The 18154-nt window shown below is 44.9% G+C and carries 11 protein-coding genes; 1 reads left to right on the top strand and 10 read right to left on the bottom strand.

Going from position 1 to position 18154, the window contains the following annotated elements:
• The 10 genes from G517_RS20950 to rraA all read right to left on the bottom strand — a co-directional run.
• A partial coding sequence (locus tag G517_RS20950) for a transposase (protein WP_036592045.1) occupies nt 1–806 on the bottom strand: 806 nt, incomplete at its 3' end.
• Between the two features lie 134 nt (nt 807–940).
• Nucleotides 941–2761, bottom strand: a complete 1821-nt coding sequence (locus G517_RS19830; RefSeq protein ID WP_051206543.1) for an AIPR family protein — start codon at nt 2759–2761, stop codon at nt 941–943.
• 304 nt (nt 2762–3065) lie between these two features.
• Complete coding sequence (locus G517_RS0116960; protein WP_211224325.1) at nt 3066–4136, bottom strand: hypothetical protein; 1071 nt, start codon at nt 4134–4136, stop codon at nt 3066–3068.
• 351 nt (nt 4137–4487) lie between these two features.
• Nucleotides 4488–6416 (bottom strand): B12-binding domain-containing radical SAM protein, encoded by a 1929-nt coding sequence (locus G517_RS0116955; protein ID WP_028305384.1) that lies wholly within the window; start codon nt 6414–6416, stop codon nt 4488–4490.
• A gap of 105 nt (nt 6417–6521) precedes the next feature.
• Entirely contained in the window at nt 6522–7784 is a 1263-nt protein-coding gene (locus G517_RS19825) for an SLC13 family permease (protein WP_157833215.1), read from the bottom strand.
• Nucleotides 7785–8001: 217 nt separating this feature from the next.
• Complete coding sequence (locus tag G517_RS19820) at nt 8002–8913, bottom strand: NAD(P)-dependent oxidoreductase (protein ID WP_036592032.1); 912 nt, start codon at nt 8911–8913, stop codon at nt 8002–8004.
• A 109-nt stretch (nt 8914–9022) separates the two neighbouring features.
• Nucleotides 9023–12112, bottom strand: coding sequence for an efflux RND transporter permease subunit (locus tag G517_RS0116940; protein ID WP_028305383.1), 3090 nt, complete (start codon nt 12110–12112; stop codon nt 9023–9025).
• Nucleotides 12109–13263 carry an efflux RND transporter periplasmic adaptor subunit gene (locus tag G517_RS0116935; RefSeq protein ID WP_028305382.1) on the bottom strand — a complete coding sequence of 385 codons (1155 nt, stop codon included), beginning with the start codon at nt 13261–13263 and terminating at the stop codon, nt 12109–12111. The genes G517_RS0116940 and G517_RS0116935 overlap by 4 nt, the downstream gene beginning before the upstream one ends.
• An 89-nt stretch (nt 13264–13352) precedes the next feature.
• Nucleotides 13353–14843 carry a TolC family protein gene (locus G517_RS0116930; protein ID WP_169447923.1) on the bottom strand — a complete coding sequence of 497 codons (1491 nt, stop codon included), beginning with the start codon at nt 14841–14843 and terminating at the stop codon, nt 13353–13355.
• Nucleotides 14844–15209: 366 nt separating this feature from the next.
• A complete protein-coding gene (gene rraA / locus G517_RS0116925; protein ID WP_028305380.1) occupies nt 15210–15701 on the bottom strand; it encodes a ribonuclease E activity regulator RraA in 492 nt (163 codons plus the stop codon).
• Nucleotides 15702–15984: 283 nt separating this feature from the next.
• Here rraA and G517_RS0116920 point away from each other — a divergent pair, with 283 nt between their 5' ends.
• The gene (locus G517_RS0116920; RefSeq protein WP_028305379.1) at nt 15985–17985 is read left to right on the top strand and encodes an exoribonuclease II; all 2001 of its coding nucleotides are present in this window, start codon (nt 15985–15987) and stop codon (nt 17983–17985) included.
• Nucleotides 17986–18154: the final 169 nt, after the last annotated feature.

Here is an 18154-nt window from a genome sequence, read left to right as displayed (position 1 = left end):
GCATCAATAACAATTTGGTGTTTTTTATCAACGGAAGCCACCCCGTTATAACCCTGAATGGTGCCTTTGCTGGTGGTCATTTTGGCCGATTGATTGTCGGTGATGTTACTTTTTACTTCCTTGCGACTCTTGCCCTGTCCTATCCTAGGTTGGCTTTTCTGTAAGAAGTGACCCACCTTCTTGGCGGCTTTATCTAACGTGAGTATTGTTTTCGCTTTGCGGATATCCCGATCCAGTTCTTCTTCACTTTCCCAGCGGTCTTTGTCCTGATGTTCACTCAGGTGATGACGGATCAGGCGTTTGAGTTTCTGGCGTTTCTGTTCCAGCTCTTTAAAGGTGCCTGACCATTCCTTAGCGGCATTGGAGCGCATCTTACAGCCATCAATAGCAAAGAGTTCATGGCCTAAAAGCCCCTGCTGATCACAGATCAACAGCACCTGTTCAAACAGGTCTTCAATGGCTTGGGGCTGGCTGCTAACAAAATGAGCAAGGGTGGTAAAGTGCGGGACGGTATCGCAGGACAGGGCTTTAAAGATAATGTTGGTTTCGCAGCACCACTGAATCTCACGGCTGGAGGTGATGCCTTTAGAATAAGCAAACAGGATGATTTTTAGCAGAATGGCTGGATCGTAGGCTGGGCGGCCTTCAGTATCGTTTTTGTAGGGCTGGTGAAACGCGGACAGCTCCAGCTTTTCAGAAACGAGGTAGTGCAGAGCATGCTCAAAAGTACCGGGCTGCAACTGATCCAGGTAATTAATGACCACCATCGACGTTTGGTTGTAGTCGTAGTGCTTAAATCGAGCCATCACCGCCTCCTGCGTTTCAAAACCCGATCAGATCATAGTTCGGGAGGTTTTTCTACAGCCTGAACGCCTTGCTCACCGGAAAATTGGGAGCGAAGCGAGTAAAATTTCCGAGTGTAGTGGCTTGTTAGTTTCACTTAGATATCGAAAAAACGTTTCAAATCATCATGAATTGTACGGCCTTTATAGTATCCTTCATAATTTAAATCTTGTTTCAGCACTCCTGTGTCTTCATCTTGATAGGTTCTGAAATATGAAGAATTTTTAGCGTTATCTTGGGCGCTTTTTTCAAATTCAATCCACCTATTTAGTACAGATTTGCAGTGCTCACTTACCTCATTTAAAGAACCCACGCCGTCATATAGTGTTTTTACACATACTGCGGTTACAGCAAACCGACCATAGCGTATTGCTTGACCATATGCAGAAGTACCAAAGCGATCATTAACATCTTCCCTTAATAATTTTTCAAGAGCATTAATACTTTGATAAATATTAAATGCATAAAAATATTCTGTGACTCTTTCAGAGTCATTGAGGTATTTAGTAAAGTTAGACTCCTGAAAAAGGAATTTCCCACTAGATCTTCTAGCTACGGCTGGCTGCATATCGCAGCAGATAGCTAATCTTAATAATAGCTCTCGATCAATTATTTGATTCCGCGAGATGTACTTATCCTTAATACCATCTGCAAACTCTCCCTTTTTACGTTCATAATAATAGCCAAATTTATTAAACAATAACTCCTGCAAATCTATCTGAATTTTATCGTTTGAACGCCTATCTGCATCAGAAACTTCATTTTGTCTATTTGTAGCTTTGGAGATACTTTCAATTAATGAACGTTTTTTCGTTTCGCTCTTTGCAGAATGCTCGCCAAATGTAATTATTTTTAGGAGTACTTCTTTGTTATCGAAAATGTCTCCATTTTCAACACTGTTTTTAATATCTTCATATATACGGCTTAATGTAAAAGCCGTTTGGCCACCATTTATTATTTGAGGATTAGATATAACTATTTGAGCTTTATCTTTTTGACCAATTCTTTCATTAACTGACGTTTCGTCAGATAGCATTGTGATCCCATTGTTAAAAAGAGCAAACTCATTGGTTTTCTTCTGAGTTATAGTGTTATGAATTTCTTTGTTCACAGAGTTAGCTTTCATTTCAAGAAAGCAGCGAGGGTTGTACTTTAAGATTGAGTTCTTATAAGTGTATAAAATTCTACCAATTTCCTCTGTGGGAACAAAAACCACAGTGATATCACAATCTTTGAATTCAGTTTCAACATTGTAGCTAATTCTTGCGCTTGAAGAGTTTTTATTAGTTAAGTTTAATGATATTGATAGAAGGTTATTATGGTAATAAGTCCCTGTTATTACAGGGAAAAGTAAATCTTTATATACCTTTTCATTGTCAAATATTTCAGCAGGAAACCCGTTCGTTAGTCTTCTAACTTGACTAGGTTTAAGAGACTTTAAATTTGCAAGAATTATAACCTTATATTTATATCTTCCTATATCATCTACTTGAGATAACTCTCTAAGAAGTTGTTTTATTTTTCCGTTATATTCATTGCCGTCTTCGTCATGTGTTTCTCCGTCAACGATCCTATCTATATCCATTTTTAGTAATTCGTCAGGTGAAATCTCCTTACTTTCAAAATTACCTTTGTTAGTTCTAAATTTTGATTGAATGAAATAAATTTCTTTAGCTTCACCATCAATGTAGTAGGCATCAACCCCTGCATCGTAGCCTTTATCAGTAATTAACCTCTCTCTCGACTTGAAATCTAAAATACCAAAAGTTACCTTTAAATAAAGGTGTATCAATGCTCTTCCACGAGCTTGGTTAATTTTTTCCAAATCGTCTTGCTTAGGTCTATAACTTTTGAACTCAATTGGAGATTCAAATCGAACCTGATCTAGAATATTTACTAAATTCTCATACTTTGTCATAAACCTTCCTCTAGATATGACGATCAAAACTTGGGGAAACTAACGAGGCTGTAGAAAAACCTCAGCCTCAAAAATTGATCATTTTTTGTACTAAAAATGACGCTTCTACGTGAATTCTGGGGCAGTTTTCATCGCCAAATACTCTTAAATCAACGTAGGCGCGCGATAAATTCTCAATAACCAGAGCCTGTTAGGTTTTTCTACAGCCTGAACGCCCGCAGCAACGGCAGGCAAAAGTGGCGTGGCTTTTGGAACAAAAGGCGTGACGCTTTTGGCTGTCCGATTGCCTGCGCTTGTTAAGTGCTTAGAACTCCTGTGCATAAATTACTACGGTATCGCTTGAATCAATAACTGACGTGTTATCATACAGTTCTTTCAGCTCATGTGGCGTAAGCTCTCGGGATCCTATTTTTCCACGGTTGAATAAATCCTCAAAAAGCTCAGTTGATAACGAAACCTGCTTGATTTTGTCATATTCAAGAAGTTCACCACCTTGCTTGCCTTTGGATTTGCAATCATTTATTCGACAGATCGGAAGATGCTCGCCCGTTGATATAAATTTTTGCTCGACATTTTGTAACTTATCTGTCGGCCTTAAGAACCCTGTACAGCAAGGAAATCTATAAGTGTTAGTTCCTTGATGATGAGAACAGATACCCTTATCGCAAGTAAAAGCTTTCATTTTCTGGATTTGTGTCTGCATTCTGGAATCAGAGATGTATAGTTTTTTCTCATCCCAAATTTTGTATTGAACAACAACAATGCTTACGTTGCCTGAATTCTTATCATGCCGTTCATATATAATATCGGCCCCTGTAATATGTTCGGGTTTATCTGGATGCAACACTCGAAGTCTTAAATAATTCCCATCTGGCAACTCAAAATCTCTGTGCGCATGACCTTTCGATAATTCCGGGAAATCTCTTTCGACATTGTAGGCATCTCTAAAAATGAGCTGATTTTCAGAGTGTGGCTTTATCTCTAGTTCTGATTTTGCTTTTTGAAGCTGACCAAGTTTTCGTTTAAGTTGATCTGTGCGTTTCTGATCGCCTTTCTTACCTTGAGCCAGTGATATCAGTGACTCGTACTCATCTATGTCCGTTAACACAAGTTTCAATGCACTGACAGTAGTTGAGTTTTTTATCGACTGAAGTTCGGCCTTTTGACGATACTCCTTCGTTGTATCACTTTCGCGCTCTCTCTTTAGAACGCTTTTCTCCGGCCCTAGAAGCTCTGGATATAGGGCTCCTCCCAGGTCTAATGAGTTGTCGTACGTTGACTTGGTCATACTGCCTTTAGAGGCAATTTTAACCATTCCTCTTATTGCATTAAGTGCAATCCATTCTTGATTAATTCGATCGTCGATATTACTCATACCTTTCCTTGCACTTAACATTTTAATCATAGGCATGCTTATTTCGCCGGTTTCAATATACCGGCATAAAAACAAAGAAGAGTTTGATTCGAAAGGAAAAATCCATTTTCTGATCTGACTGCTTCCCTGCTAAACGCGCATGCGCACATACGCCAATAACCGTACGCCTGTTATTCCCGCGCCCGTTCCTATAATTCATTGAATTTACAGATTATCCAATTTCGCCGCACCGGTAAACCGAGCATTAAGTCGGACAAACCGAGCACGTTTTTCTGCAAAACCAAAAATATACTGTATATTTAATCAGCCCTATAAAAATACCACATGAAGAAGTGGTTTATGACTAAAAGCCTAACCACTGGTAATCACGCTGTTAATGGCTTTAGAGATCAGGTTTTTTCTTACCAATGGGCGACTTACCGGTGCTGTAAACCAAAAACTGAGGGGCTGATCGAAGCCGATGCCGTGCATGTAGTTGTAGAGTGCTTTACGCAGTCCTTCGCCTAGCATGTCGTGATCGACTTTAACGGGGTCAATAAAATCGACGTCGTTTTCAGCAAATTGAGTTTCTGGGCGCTCCACTAATGTGATGCCGTAGTCTTCAGGATTTAAACCGATGGGGCTGTGAATGGTGGCTGCGAATCTATGCCAGTAGGCCGATTGGAAGCAGCCCTGTTGCATCATTTGGCGTACCATTTCTAGGGCGTCTATCGTTTCCTGTTCTGTCTGGGTCGGAAAGCCATACATTAAATAAGCATGAACTAAGATGCCTGAATCACTGAATGCCTTGGTGACTCTTGCGACCTGCTCTACGCTGACGCCTTTTTTCATCAGTTGCAACAAACGGTCGGAGGCCACTTCCAACCCGCCACTAACGGCGATGCAGCCGGAATCTGCGAGTAATTGGCAGCGTTCAGCGGTGAAGGTTTTTTCAAAGCGGATATTCCCCCACCAACTAATGACCACGCCTCGTTCTATTAAGCGTCGGGCAAGGGCAAACAGGGCTTTAGGTGGCGCTGCTTCATCGACAAAGTGAAACCCTGTTTGGCCGGTTTCTTCTATGAGCTGTTCGATCCGGTCCACCAGAATATCTGCGCCTGCTTCATCGTAACGGTCGATATAGTCCAGTGATACGTCACAAAAGCTGCATTTTCGCCAGTAACAACCGTGGGCGATGGTGAGTTTGTTCCAGCGTCCGTCACTCCAGATGCGGTGCATGGGGTTCAGCATTTCACACAAGGAGAGGTAATCGCTGAGCGGCAATCCATCGTAAACCGGCGCACCGACATCGGTTTGTGGAATATCGTGTAAGGCGGTATTTTCGTTCAGATGTACGTAACGCTCGCCGGTTTCATCTTCTGCTAGAAAATAGGTACGCACGAGATCATCTACTTCCCGCTCACCCTTCAGGTATTCCAACAAGGTAAGCAAGGGGCGCTCGCCATCATCCAGGCAGATAAAATCAACAAATTCAAATAGGCGGGTATCTTTTAATGCCCTAAGCTCGGTGTTAATAAAACCGCCACCCATCACAACCGGCAGGTTAGGATTAATCTCTTTGCAGACTTGGGCAATTCTTAATGCACCCAGCATATTCCCCGGAAAAGGCACGGTTAAGGCAACCACAGTGGGCTGTGTTTCCTCCAGATACAGCTCAACCAGTTGTTCTAGAATCTCAGAACTAAAGCTTGGCTCTGCCATTAAGGTGTCGTACAGATCATCAAAATAGGGATTGGCTGCCGCTAAGCGTTCACCGTAGCGGCTGACTTCAAAATAAGGATCAACCCCTTGAGTAATCACCGCCGACAGGTCATTAATAAAAAGGGTTGCCAGATACTTGGCTTTATCCTGTACACCAAGATCACCAAAGGCGGTTTTTAGCACATCACCGGATACGGCTTCCATCTCGGTAATGGCATTATAGGCGGGGCCTTCTGGCAAAAAACGGCGGGAGATAATACGTAGGGCTAGGCTAGGGTCTTTGCCCTGTAAAAACCGAATAACCGGCTCAACACAAAGCCGGTAGCGATCAAACTCCGCTAGAAAGGTATAGATAACCTCAGGGAGCTGGTCATCCTCGAACGACTCGAAGTTCTCTTCAACATGCTGACGCATAATATCCAAGCCTTGAGCGGTCATCATCTCCAGAAATAGCTCGATGGCTGGGTCACGCTGAACCGCAGAATACCCTCGGGAGCGAAGAAATCCGGTTAAATACGCCGTAGCAGGGTACGGCGTATTCAGCTGAGTCATGGGAGGGGTCATCAATAAAACGGTCATGGCGCGCCTGTGAGTTAGAGTAAGCCAAGGGCTTAGAGAAACAAGGCGCGCATTCTATCAAATGGCTTAAGTAAATGTTTATCAAATAACGTAGAAAAAGGAGCACTAGCTTAAGCCGACGCCCACTAAAATAGGCAGCACCACGACACTCAACAAAGAACCCACCCTTAACATCTCTTTTTGCGGCACAAAACCACTCCCAAAAACGATAGCGTTGGGTGGTGTCGCCACTGGCAGAGTGAAGGCGCAGGAGGCTCCAATCGCAATCAGAATAGCCAAGCCCGTTTGACCTAGACCAACGCCTTCTGCCAAGGGAAGGAAAATAGGTAAAAGTAGCGCCGCACTAGCGGTGTTGCTGGCAACAGCGGTTAGCACCATCACAAAAAGAATTAAACAAACCACAAAAACCAATAAAGGCGTGTGTTCAATCATATTAATAATATTTTGAGCAATAAAACCGCTGGCACCAGAGGCCGATAGCAAGGCACTTAGGGTTAAACCACCGCCAAATAGCAGTAAAATACCCCAGTCTGTTTGCGCACTTAACTCTTTCCAATCCAGTAGCCGCAACGCCGATAACAGCAATATAGCTGTAACGGCAACCACTGCATCAATACCGCTTGAGATATTCAGAGCCGCCGCTAAAGGCTTACTAAAGATCCAGCCTGCAACCGTTAAACCAAAAACGAGTAACGTCATTATTTGCGTTTTGTTTAACGGCGGAAGTTTTGCCGCTTCGTATTCAACTCGCTGGCTTAAATCTGGCCTACAGGTGTAGCGCAGGGTAAAAATCATCACGGGCATTAGAATAACGACAACAGGCAAGGCAACAATCATCCAGCCGGTAAAGCTTAAGCCAACCGCCGCAGCGGCAATAGCGTTAGGCGGACTACCGACTAAGGTGCCGATCCCGCCAATATTGGCAGAAAAAGCGATACCCAGTAAGAAAAATAGATAGGTGCGCCGATGCTTAGCAGAATCAAGTGCAGACAAAACCCCTAGCGTTAACGGCAGCATCATCGCCGCTGTGGCCGTGTTAGAGATCCACATAGAGAGCACTGCCGTTGTAACAAAAATAAGGTTCGCCGCGTGGCTTAACCGTCCTGCGGCGATACTTAAAATGGTCTGGGCGATACGCTTATCAAGCTGCTGTTTATGCAGTGCGGCTGATAGCGCAAAGCCCCCTAGAAAGATAAAGATGATGGGGTTAGCAAACGCGCTAAACGCCTGTTTAACATCAAAAATACCCGTCACAATAGCAAGCACAGGCACCAATAGTGCAGTCATGCTGACATGAATCCACTCAGTCACCCAAAGGGCCGCTATCACACATAAAATCAAACAGCCCATCAGCACGGGGTCAAACATAAAAATCATCCTCAACTATAAATCTAGCAATGCCCATAATGAGTACAGGGTTTTGCGGGGAGTTTAGTGGAAGAATCATTTCATAACAGTGATAAAATTCATAAATAGTGGTAAATATCGTAATTTTTTATTGCGAACTTAGATAAACGGCAGCGCTTTATGCTGAATGCTTTCGACCTCCTTCTGGCTGAATACTCTTAACATCCTGCTGTATTAGCTAAAGAAACCGATACCCTTGATCCAGTTCAATATCCAAAATATCCGCTAAGATCTGCTTAATCGCGTCCTCATACTGCGTTGGGGCAGCCATATGAGGGGTCATAACAATGTTGTCCTGTTGCCAGAACGGATGCTCTTTTGACAGCGGCTCATGTTCAAAGACATCAAGTAAAGCGCCCCTTAGATGTCGGGTTTGCAACTGTACTAAAAGCGCATGCTCATCAATTACACTGCCACGGCCAACACTGATAACAACAGCCCCTCTGGGTAGGCTCATCAGTCGGTCTTCACTTAATAGATGATAGGTTTCATCTTTTGCAGGCAGTAGATTGACTAAAAAGTGGCTGCGCGAGAGAAAGTGATCGAGGTTCTCGTAACCATTAAACTGATCAAAACTAAGCTCTTTTTTCGCACTTCGGCTCCAGCCTGCAACGTTATAACCTAGCTGACGGAGTTGATCGCCAACAAACTGCCCTAACGGCCCCAAACCTAAGATACCGATAGATTTTTCTTGCAGGCTGGTGGTTAGTTCAGGCTGCCAGCGGCGCTCTGATTGATACTGCTGATAGCGATCAAAATGACGGCCAAAATGAATCATGCCGTATAAAATATACTCCAGCATCCACTGCCCCATACCTGCGTCACGCAGCTTGTACAGTGGGGTATCTTTTGGCAAATCAGGCAGTTTTTCTAAGGCATCAATACCTGCACCTAGGTTAAAAATCGCTTTTAGTTCTTTTTGATGCAGGAAGAGGCCATTGTCGGGCTTCCAAACCAAAGCATATTCCGCCTGCCAAGATGTCTCTTTGACGGCATCCCAGAGACGAATATCGGCATAAGGGCAAAATTTAGCTAGGGCTTTAAGGTAATATTCTTGGTCTGTAAGCGGTGATGATAAAACAATTCGCATAGTGATCATGCTCCACTATTGATAACAATCAGTGAATGAATAGATTGATACTCAATATTTCGCCCCGAAAAAGAGTAACGTTAGGAACCAACCGTTACTCTAGGATATGCTATTTCTGTCGACGCAATGTCTTAATATCTTCAAGAATCATATAGTTAACAGGAATTAAGAACAGCGTTATCAGTGTAGCAAATAAAATCCCGAAGCCTAAAGAAACTGCCATAGGAATGAGAAATTGTGCTTGAGTTGACTCCTCAAACAGCAGAGGGAACAAACCAATAAAGGTGGTCATGGACGTTAACATCACCGGACGGAACCGCTTGGGCGCTGCACTCATAATCGCTTTAAGCAGATTATCCCCTTCCTCTCTTTTCTGGTTCACAAAGTCCACGAGCACCAAACTATCGTTTACCACCACACCTATTAGCGCCAGCAAGCCCATCAAACTCATAATGGTTAACGGCATGCCCATAATGGCATGGCCGATGACGGCACCAATCGCCCCAAAAGGAATAACCGACATCACAATCAAAGGCTGGCTGTAGCTACCAAAAGGGATCGCTAACAAGCCGTAAATCACAAATAGCACAAGGATCAGACCGATCTGGAGTGAGCCAAAGGATTTTTCCTGCTCTTCAGCTTCCCCTCGCAGAGTATAGCTAATCGAAGGATATTGCTGAATAACCTGATCAAGGTACTCCGTTAAATCCTGATTAAGCACCGTTGTGTTGGCGGTTTTCTTGTTCATATCCGAGGTGATATTCACCGTGCGATAGCCGTCAATACGGTAAATGGCAGATGGGCTTTTAGCCGGTATCAGGGTTGCCAGATGAGAAAGAGGAATCCGAGTGCCATCATCGGTTACGATATCAAGATCAAGCAGATCCGGTAGAGTGCTTCGTTCCTCTTGCGGCAACCGTAGCATAACGATAATTTCTTCTCGCCCGCGCTGTATACGCTGTACTTCTGCCCCTAAATACGCGCGCTGAATCTGCTGTAAAATACTGCTGCGATCCAGCCCTAACATATAGGCTTGCTCTTTTAGCTCAACCTGAAGTTCATCTTTGCCGTCAGCCAGTGAATCCGTAATATCAAAAATACTAGGATAAGTGGCTAAACGTTCTTTAACCTTGTCTGCCACTTCCGACAATGATTTCAGATCCGGCCCCGATAGTTCAATATCAACGGGATCGGTCACTCGACCAAGTTCCGCACGATATGCAATAGACTCCGACCCAGGCACCGGCCCAATTAAATCACGCCATTCATTAACCAATTGCAAACTAGTGACATTAGAATCGCGCTCTTCAGTCGGTGTAATCTCAAAACGAACACGCCCCATGTGAGCCTGTCCACCAGAAGAGCCTGTGGTTGAGAAGATATTTTGAATGATGCTCATGCCAGTAACAGGATCACGATGCCGTTCCTGTAGCTCCCGAGCTTTATCAGTCATTTTGATAATAAAGCGGTCGGTAACCTCAAAGGCGGTTCCTGTCGGCATAGTAAGCGTAACCCGCGCTGTTTCACTGGGAACTTTAGGGAAAAAGGTAAAGCGCATCCAGCCGGAGCTTACCGTGGCAGAAAGTAAAATAAGCGCCCCGAGGGAAAGCGCAAGTGCTGCATAGCGATAACGCAGTACACGTTTTAGGGCCGGACGGTAGTAGCGCAGAATAAAGCGTTCAAAACCATCGGCAAACCCCTGCTGCATTAGTTCAAGGCGCGACTGCTTACTACCCTCGTTACGCAGGCGAATATGTTTCAGGTGCGCGGGAAGTACAAATTTCGATTCAATAAGAGAAAAAAGTAACACAGGGATAACAACCGCAGGAATCTGCGCAAATAACGCACCCCTATGGCCGTCAATAAAGGCTAAGGGCAAAAATGCCGCCACCGTGGTTAAAACCCCAAAAGTTACTGGCACCGCTACTTCTTGAGTCCCCAGCACGGCAGCATGTAGTCCGCTATCGGCCTTCCTGAGATGGCTATAAACATTTTCCCCGGTAACAATGGCATCATCAACCACAATACCTAACACGAGAATAAAGCCAAACAAGCTACTGATATTTAAGCTCACACCGAACAGCGGCAGTAGGATAAATGCTCCCATAAAGCTGATAGGAATACCAATAAACACCCAAAATGCAATGGCTGGGCGTAGGAACAAGGTTAATAATGCCAAAACCAGAAAGCCACCTTGCGCAGCATTACTTAACAAAGTGTTAAGACGCTTTTTTACAACCTCAGAGTTATCATTCCAGTGGCCAATCTCCAAGCCCAGCGGCAAGCTATCCTGTCGACCAGCGATATAGTCTTTAACCGTATCGGCAACCGTAATAGCGCTCTCTTGACCTATGCGGTAAACATCCACAAGTGCCGCAGGCTGGCCATTAAACCGTGTACGCAAGGGAGTTTCTTCAAAACCATCGGTAACCGTGGCAATATCTTTTAGGCGCAGGAGCGTGCCATCAGCGGAGGCCTTGATAACGATATTTTCAAACTCACGCTGACTATAACGCTGGCCTTTAGAGCTAATCAGTACTTCATTGCCCGCCGTTTTAAGATTACCGGCGGATAAGTCGGTGGACTCCGCTTGAATCACCGATTGAACCATCCCAAGAGTTAAATCATGCTGTCTAAGAGCAAAAGGAGAGATTTCAATGGCAACTTCGTAATCCCGCACGCCATCAAGCTGAACCTGAGTAACCCCCGGTAAACGAATCAAGTCATCTCTAACGCGCTCAGCCGCCTGACGAATTTCTCGCTCAGATAGGTCTCCCGAAATCGTCACCGATATTACTTCTCGAATACGGGTCGCTAACGAGATCACCGGACGATCAGCATCATCAGGCAGGTTGCTAATGGCATCAACCCGAGCTTTAATATCTGTCAGCATATCCTTAGGATCATAGCCGTCAGCCACTTCAATACTGACCTGTGTACTGCCCTCAGATGAGCGGCTAACAATCTTCTCAATACCCTCTAAATCTTGGATATTCTGTTCGATAATAACCGCAACGCCTTGCTCCATATCCTCGGGGCTTGCACCTCGCATGGATACACTCACATCGACTTGGTCAAACTCTAGCGCGGGAAATACCTCCAATGGCACCTTATTGACCAAGGAGAAAACCCCTGCCAACAAGATAGCAATCATCATCAAGTTAGCGGCAACATGGTTACGGGCAAACCAAGCGATCATTGTGCAGACTCCTTCATCGCGACCTTAACTAAGGTTCCGCTACTCACTTGGCCTAAAGCGGTTAATACCAGTTGATCGCCAACGCTTAAACCATCCGTTACCACCGAGTAACGATCATCTTGCCAGCCCAAGGTAATATTTTTCTTCTGTAGACGGCCTTTGTTCACTACAAAGACATATTGGCTTTGGTAGATGGCGGTATTAGGAATCGCAATGGCATCAACCAGCAGCTTGCCTTCAATCGATACGGTGACTAAGCGACCAACCATAGGCCAAGATGCCGTCGTCTTGTTCGTCTTATCGCCATCGACAGAATCTAAACTAACCGTTGCAAATAACTGCTGGCTCGCGGCATCCAGTTCAGGGCGAACACGCTCTAACTGTCCTAGATAAGGCTTTTGGCTTTTATCAGTAATATGTTGGGCTTCATTAAAAACTTCGACCTTAGCCTGACCTATTGCGCCAAGGTAGGGTAAGTCTCTTTGATGTAAAGCAACTTCTATCTCCGGTGGGCGCTTGGCAAGCAAAACGGCAACCTCTGCACCACTGCTAATAGCTTGCCCTTGTTCGACGGACAAACTGGCTACGCTACCGGAAAAGGGCGCTCTAATCTGGCTTTTCTTGAGTGCAATCTCTGCAAGTTTTACTGAGCTTCGGGCGCTATCCACCTTTGCTTGGGCTGTTTTAAGCTGAGGTTTGCGTAACACTCGGTCACTCGGCTCACCGGACTGCCCAGAAAGTAGCCAAGCTTGCTTTGCTTGCTCTGCTTGGGCTTGCTCATCAGAATAGTCCTGTAAACTTTCTGTTAGTGTTGCCTGAGCAATCGCCAGCTCTGCACGGTAATTAGCATCATCCAGCTGAATTAACAGATCGCCTTTTTCAAATGAAGCGCCAGCTTGTATAGCAGGCATTAAACGGGTAATAAGCCCTGAAGCTTCTGCCACCAAGGTTGTTCTTTGGCGGGCTTGAACCCGTCCATAACGCTTTATTTTTACTTGATAATCTTGATGCGTCACAGGCATCGTTTCAACGGTCATCGCGGGTACTTTGGTCCTTGGGCCTCGATCCACCTTAGGAGGGTTTTGGGTAACAACCCAAGCAACGCCAACCATGGCGACCAAAATAATCAACGGCATCATTTTTTTAAACATGCAAAGTCCTATGGCGCGTTCAATCTAATAAGTAAAAGTCGCTAAAAAGAATCACTGTGTTTCTGAATTTTTCTTATATTTCTGAAAGATCACAGTGTCTCTGAGATTTTAGTCTCGGCCTTGCTTGCAACAGAAGGCGTCTCAGCATTCCCGCCCATTAGCCGATACAGTTCAATACGGTTTTCAATCTGTTGAAGATGCACATTAAGCACTTGAGCCTCAGCATCCAGCATATTTTTTTGCACCATCAATAGGCTATCAAGCTCAACCAGCCCTAGCTTGTATTGGCTAAGCGTTAACGTTGTTGTTTGCTGGGCTATTTGAAGATTATTCTCAGAAATATTGCGTCGATGCTGCAAGGTTGTCTCTTGCATCAACGCGTTTTCAACATCGGCAAATGCTGAGAATAAACTTTGTAGATAGCGCTTTTCTAGCTGCTGTGCATTTGCTTCGGCCTGATCTTCTGCCGCAGCCAGTTTACCGGCATTGAAAAGTGGCTGGGTAAGGCTCGCCATCAAATTCCAGTCGATATTCTGATCAACAGAGGCACTTAGCGATAAACTAGGGAAACGATCTCGATGGGCAGCGGCTAATGCTGCATCAGCGGCTAAAAGTGATAGCCATTCGGACTGTAGCGATGGAGAGCGAGAAATTAGCTCAGAAGGCATCACCTTAGAGGCCAACGGCGGTAAAGCAGGTAACTCCAGTTCAGTTTCATGCAGTAAGCGGCCATCAGGGTAACGTCCTAGTAGAACCTGTAGCGCTCTAACCTGCTCGCTCACCACCTGTTGTTGAGCCGCAATATTATCCTGTTCTGACTGAAGGTTGTCTTGGGCGCTATAAAGGTCTTCAACCTCCTTTAAGCCATTACCATAACCTTGCTTGATCACGGTCAGCGCATTCGCTAGGGTATCTTCTCGACGCTGGTAGATATTGAGTAGCTGGCGCTGGGCGATTAGGTTATACCAAGCCTTAGCGGTTTCAGCGGTAAGTGCCAAGGTTGATTCAGAAAAGTCCGCACGGGCCGCTGCATAGTCCAGGCTCGCCTCTTGCTCTTTGGCACTCAGTTTGCCCCAAATATCCAGCTCAAATCCTGCTTTTAAGCTAACACTACTATTATTCGATTGAACATCGTTAGTTTGGCTTTGGCTAATACTGCCCGTTAAATCCAACGTGGGGTAAAGGGCTGCATCCGCTTGAATCTGACCCGCCCCTGCGCTTTTCACCTTAGCGGCCTCTGCCGCAAGCCCAGAGTTGTTTGCAAGCACTCGCTCAACCAGTACCGTTAAGCCGGAATCATTAAAGATTTTTACCCAGCGAGTTTGCTGTGTATTGGCCAAGATAGGAGACTCAACGCTATCGGCCACTACCGGATTAATGGTGTTTCCCTGCCCACTTGATAATTGAAACTGATCAGGCACGCCCATCGTTTGAAGATCTGGATGCTCCCGCGACTCAAAAGAAGTGCAGCCGACTAAAACCGCAAGACTGATAGCAGTAACACTCTGGCATGTTTTTAACAATAGCGTTTTCTTCTTTAGCCCCTGAGCAAAGCAGGGTACAAAATTCAATTCATGCACAAGATGGCTCATTTCACTGTTAATTTTACTTGGGTCTTACACAAAAATGATGACTCAAGATAAGATGGACACTAGATATTTTATTTAATTCACACAGAATAATTCAACATCGACCAGCTGAATACGCTAGAACCATTCATACGGTTTAAAGTTTTGTTAAGAATCATTAACTCTAAGCAATAAAGCTTAAATGGAGCTGAAGTTTACTTGCTAATCAGACGATTAACCTAAAAATTACGATAAAAACCTATTTCCCAAACAAAAATAGCCCACTTAATAAATCAAGCAGGCTATCTAATACAAACGTACTAACCGTATTGGCTAAACGATCAACCTTAAGGACGGATCGCCCTTAAAAGCGGATCATTAAGCTTCCGGCATGGTTAGCGGTTTAGGCGAAACGATAATGCCGTTATTATCAGCATACAGATACTCTCCTGGGCGGAAGGTAACGCCACCAAAAGTGATCTCTAGTCCCTCATCACCGATCCCCTTTTTCAAACTCTTCATAGGGTGAGAACCCAATGCCTGCACGCCCAGCTCAAGCTCTGCCAGAACATCAACATCACGCACACAGCCATACATCACAATGCCAGCCCAGCCATTTTTGACCGCTTTCTCTGCCAACATATCACCCAGCATCGCGCAACGGAATGAACCACCAGCATCAACAACCATCACCTTGCCATCGCCCGGTTGATCCACCAGTTCTTTCACTTTTGAGTTATCTTCAAAGCATTTTACTGTGACCATTTGGCCACCAAAAGAATCAATACCGCCATAGTTAGCAAAACCCGGTTCAACGGCTTGTACCAGCTCTGGATAGGTGTCACATAGATCAGGAGTTACCCATTTCATTTTAATTTGCTCCATTATTAATAGCCTGAATAAACCTAAATATAATCGCCCCTTTATTGTCTGTGCCGGACAAAAAAGAGTGCTTTATTGTCACACAGGACTTTTAGTAGATCACTGACCAAAAGGTAGAAACGGGAAAATTTATAGAATTTAATAAAAATATCAATGGGTTAAGAACACCTTACCAAGTATGCCGTACCGCTTTATTTCGGAAAAATATTGGTTTTGTCACTCAAGAGCACTATCATCCTAAGCTTATTTACCTGATGCCAGATAAGACTCCATGCTACAGAACCTAGAATTGCTTAAACAACTTAAGAACAATCTTCAGGAGTCCGCTCCTCGAATTGAAGGCCAAATTAAAGCGACTGAAAAGAGCTATGGTTTTCTAGAAACGGATAAAGGGAAAAGCTATTTTGTTCCCCCACCGGAGATGCGCAAGGTACTACACGGTGACCGTGTGCAAGCACGCCTCGTCAGTAATGATGGTAAAGAATCCGCTGAACTGGAAAGTCTTACTGAAGCGTCGTTGATTCGCTTTATTGGCCGTGTCTGCTTCCTTAAAAACAAACTACAGGTGATGCCAGAACATCACCTTTTAAATCGAGCCTTAAATGCTCAGCCTTTAGCACCGCTCACCAAAGAGCAGTTTAAGGAGGGCGATTGGGTTGTGGCGATGCTTGAAAAGCATGCGCTACGTGACGGCTCGTTTCAAAGCCAGATCGTGCAGCGTATCGCCGCCGCAGAGGATAGCAACCTGCCTTGGCTAATAAGCTTGGCACGTCATAAGCTCTCTGCAGATGCTCCGATTACCGAGACCGCTTTCAGTCTTTTGGAACAACCGTTAGAGCGCCGCGATCTTACCGCACTGCCCCTTGTGACCATCGATAGCCCAAGTACTCGGGATATGGATGATGCACTACATGCGGAGAAACGTGATAACGGTTGGCTGCTAACAGTGGCTATTGCCGATCCTTCAGCCTATGTGACTGCTGGTTCCGATGTTGACAACATCGCCCGGGAGCGGGGCTATACGACTTATCTGCCTGGCCGTAATATTCCTATGCTGCCGCGCACGCTAAGCGATGAACTCTGTTCTTTGCAACCGAATGAAAAGCGTCCCGCCCTTGTGTGCCAAGTTTTAATTGGCCCTGAAGGCACGCTTTCAGATCAACCTGAGTTCTTCAGCGCGTGGATAAACTCCAAAGCGAAGCTGAGTTATGATGAGGTCTCTAATTGGCTAGAAGAAGACGAGCCGCTACAGCAGTCCCCATCTGTTAACGCTGAGATTGAAGCACCTTTAACGGCGCTACAAGAGATCGCTAAAGCGAGCCTGCAATGGCGTAGTGAAAATGCCGTTGTTTTCAAGGATCGCCCTGACTACCGCTTTAAACTGGACAACGATGGCAAAGTGGTGGCTATTATCGTGGATCAACGTCGTACTGCCCATAAGTTGGTGGAAGAGGCAATGATTCTCGCTAATATTTGTGCCGCTCGCTTCCTTGCTCAACATGATACGGGTATGTACAACACCCATGTTGGTTACGAGCCAGAAAAAATAGAAGACGTTGCCGCTATCGCTAAAGAACAAGGCTATGACATTAGTGCCGAGTCCTTGGCATCTTTGTCGGGCTATAGTGCTTTCCGTCGGCAATTAATGGCTGATGATAATGAGTGGCTCGATGCTCGATTACGTCGCTTCCAAGGCTATGTCTTGTCAAAGAACACACCGGCACCTCATTATGGTATGGGCTTGGAAGGCTACGCCACCTGGACATCACCTATTCGCAAATACAGTGATCTGGTCAACCACCGTTTAATCAAACAGATTTTAGCCGGTGAGCCTCTAACCAAACCGGATGATGCTCTGGGTGAGCTAATGGATCAGCAGCGCCTTTCCAGTCGTTTAGCTGAGCGAGATACCTGCCATTGGCTGTATACGCAATTCTTAAAACCTGCGGTTGAAGAAGCAACACTTTTCGACGGTGAGATTTTTGATATTAGCCGTGGTGGTATGCGGGTTCGTCTACTTGAAAATGGGGCTGCGCCTTTTATTCCGGGCAGTATGATCCATAAAGATCGCAAGGCAATGACTCTGGATAACAACTCCGGTCAGGTCATTATAGAAGGTGCCACTCGCTACCGTTTAGGTGATGTGATTAAGGTTAGACTGATTAAAGTGGATGAAGAGCGCCGCAGCTTAATCGGCAAACCCGAGCAGCCAGAACCCAGCGAAAACATTGATAAAAGCGTCAATAGCGTTGACGATAAAGCAACGTCTTAACCAAAAATCGGATCGTCAGTCAGCAAATGGCTGAACTATATGGCTGAACTATAAGGCTTGCTAAACAGTAGAGGCTGCCGTCAGATTTTGATTATTAAAATCGACGGCAGTTTTTTTGACAGGCTTTACATTAGAACCGCATGATATTAATGTGTCTCGCCAGCTAGAA

The sequence above is a fragment of the Oceanospirillum maris DSM 6286 genome, from assembly GCF_000422865.1.
Classification (GTDB): Bacteria; Pseudomonadota; Gammaproteobacteria; order Pseudomonadales; family Halomonadaceae; genus Oceanospirillum; species Oceanospirillum maris.
Note: the sequence above shows the minus strand (reverse complement) of the source record. Positions and strands in the feature narration are given on the sequence as shown.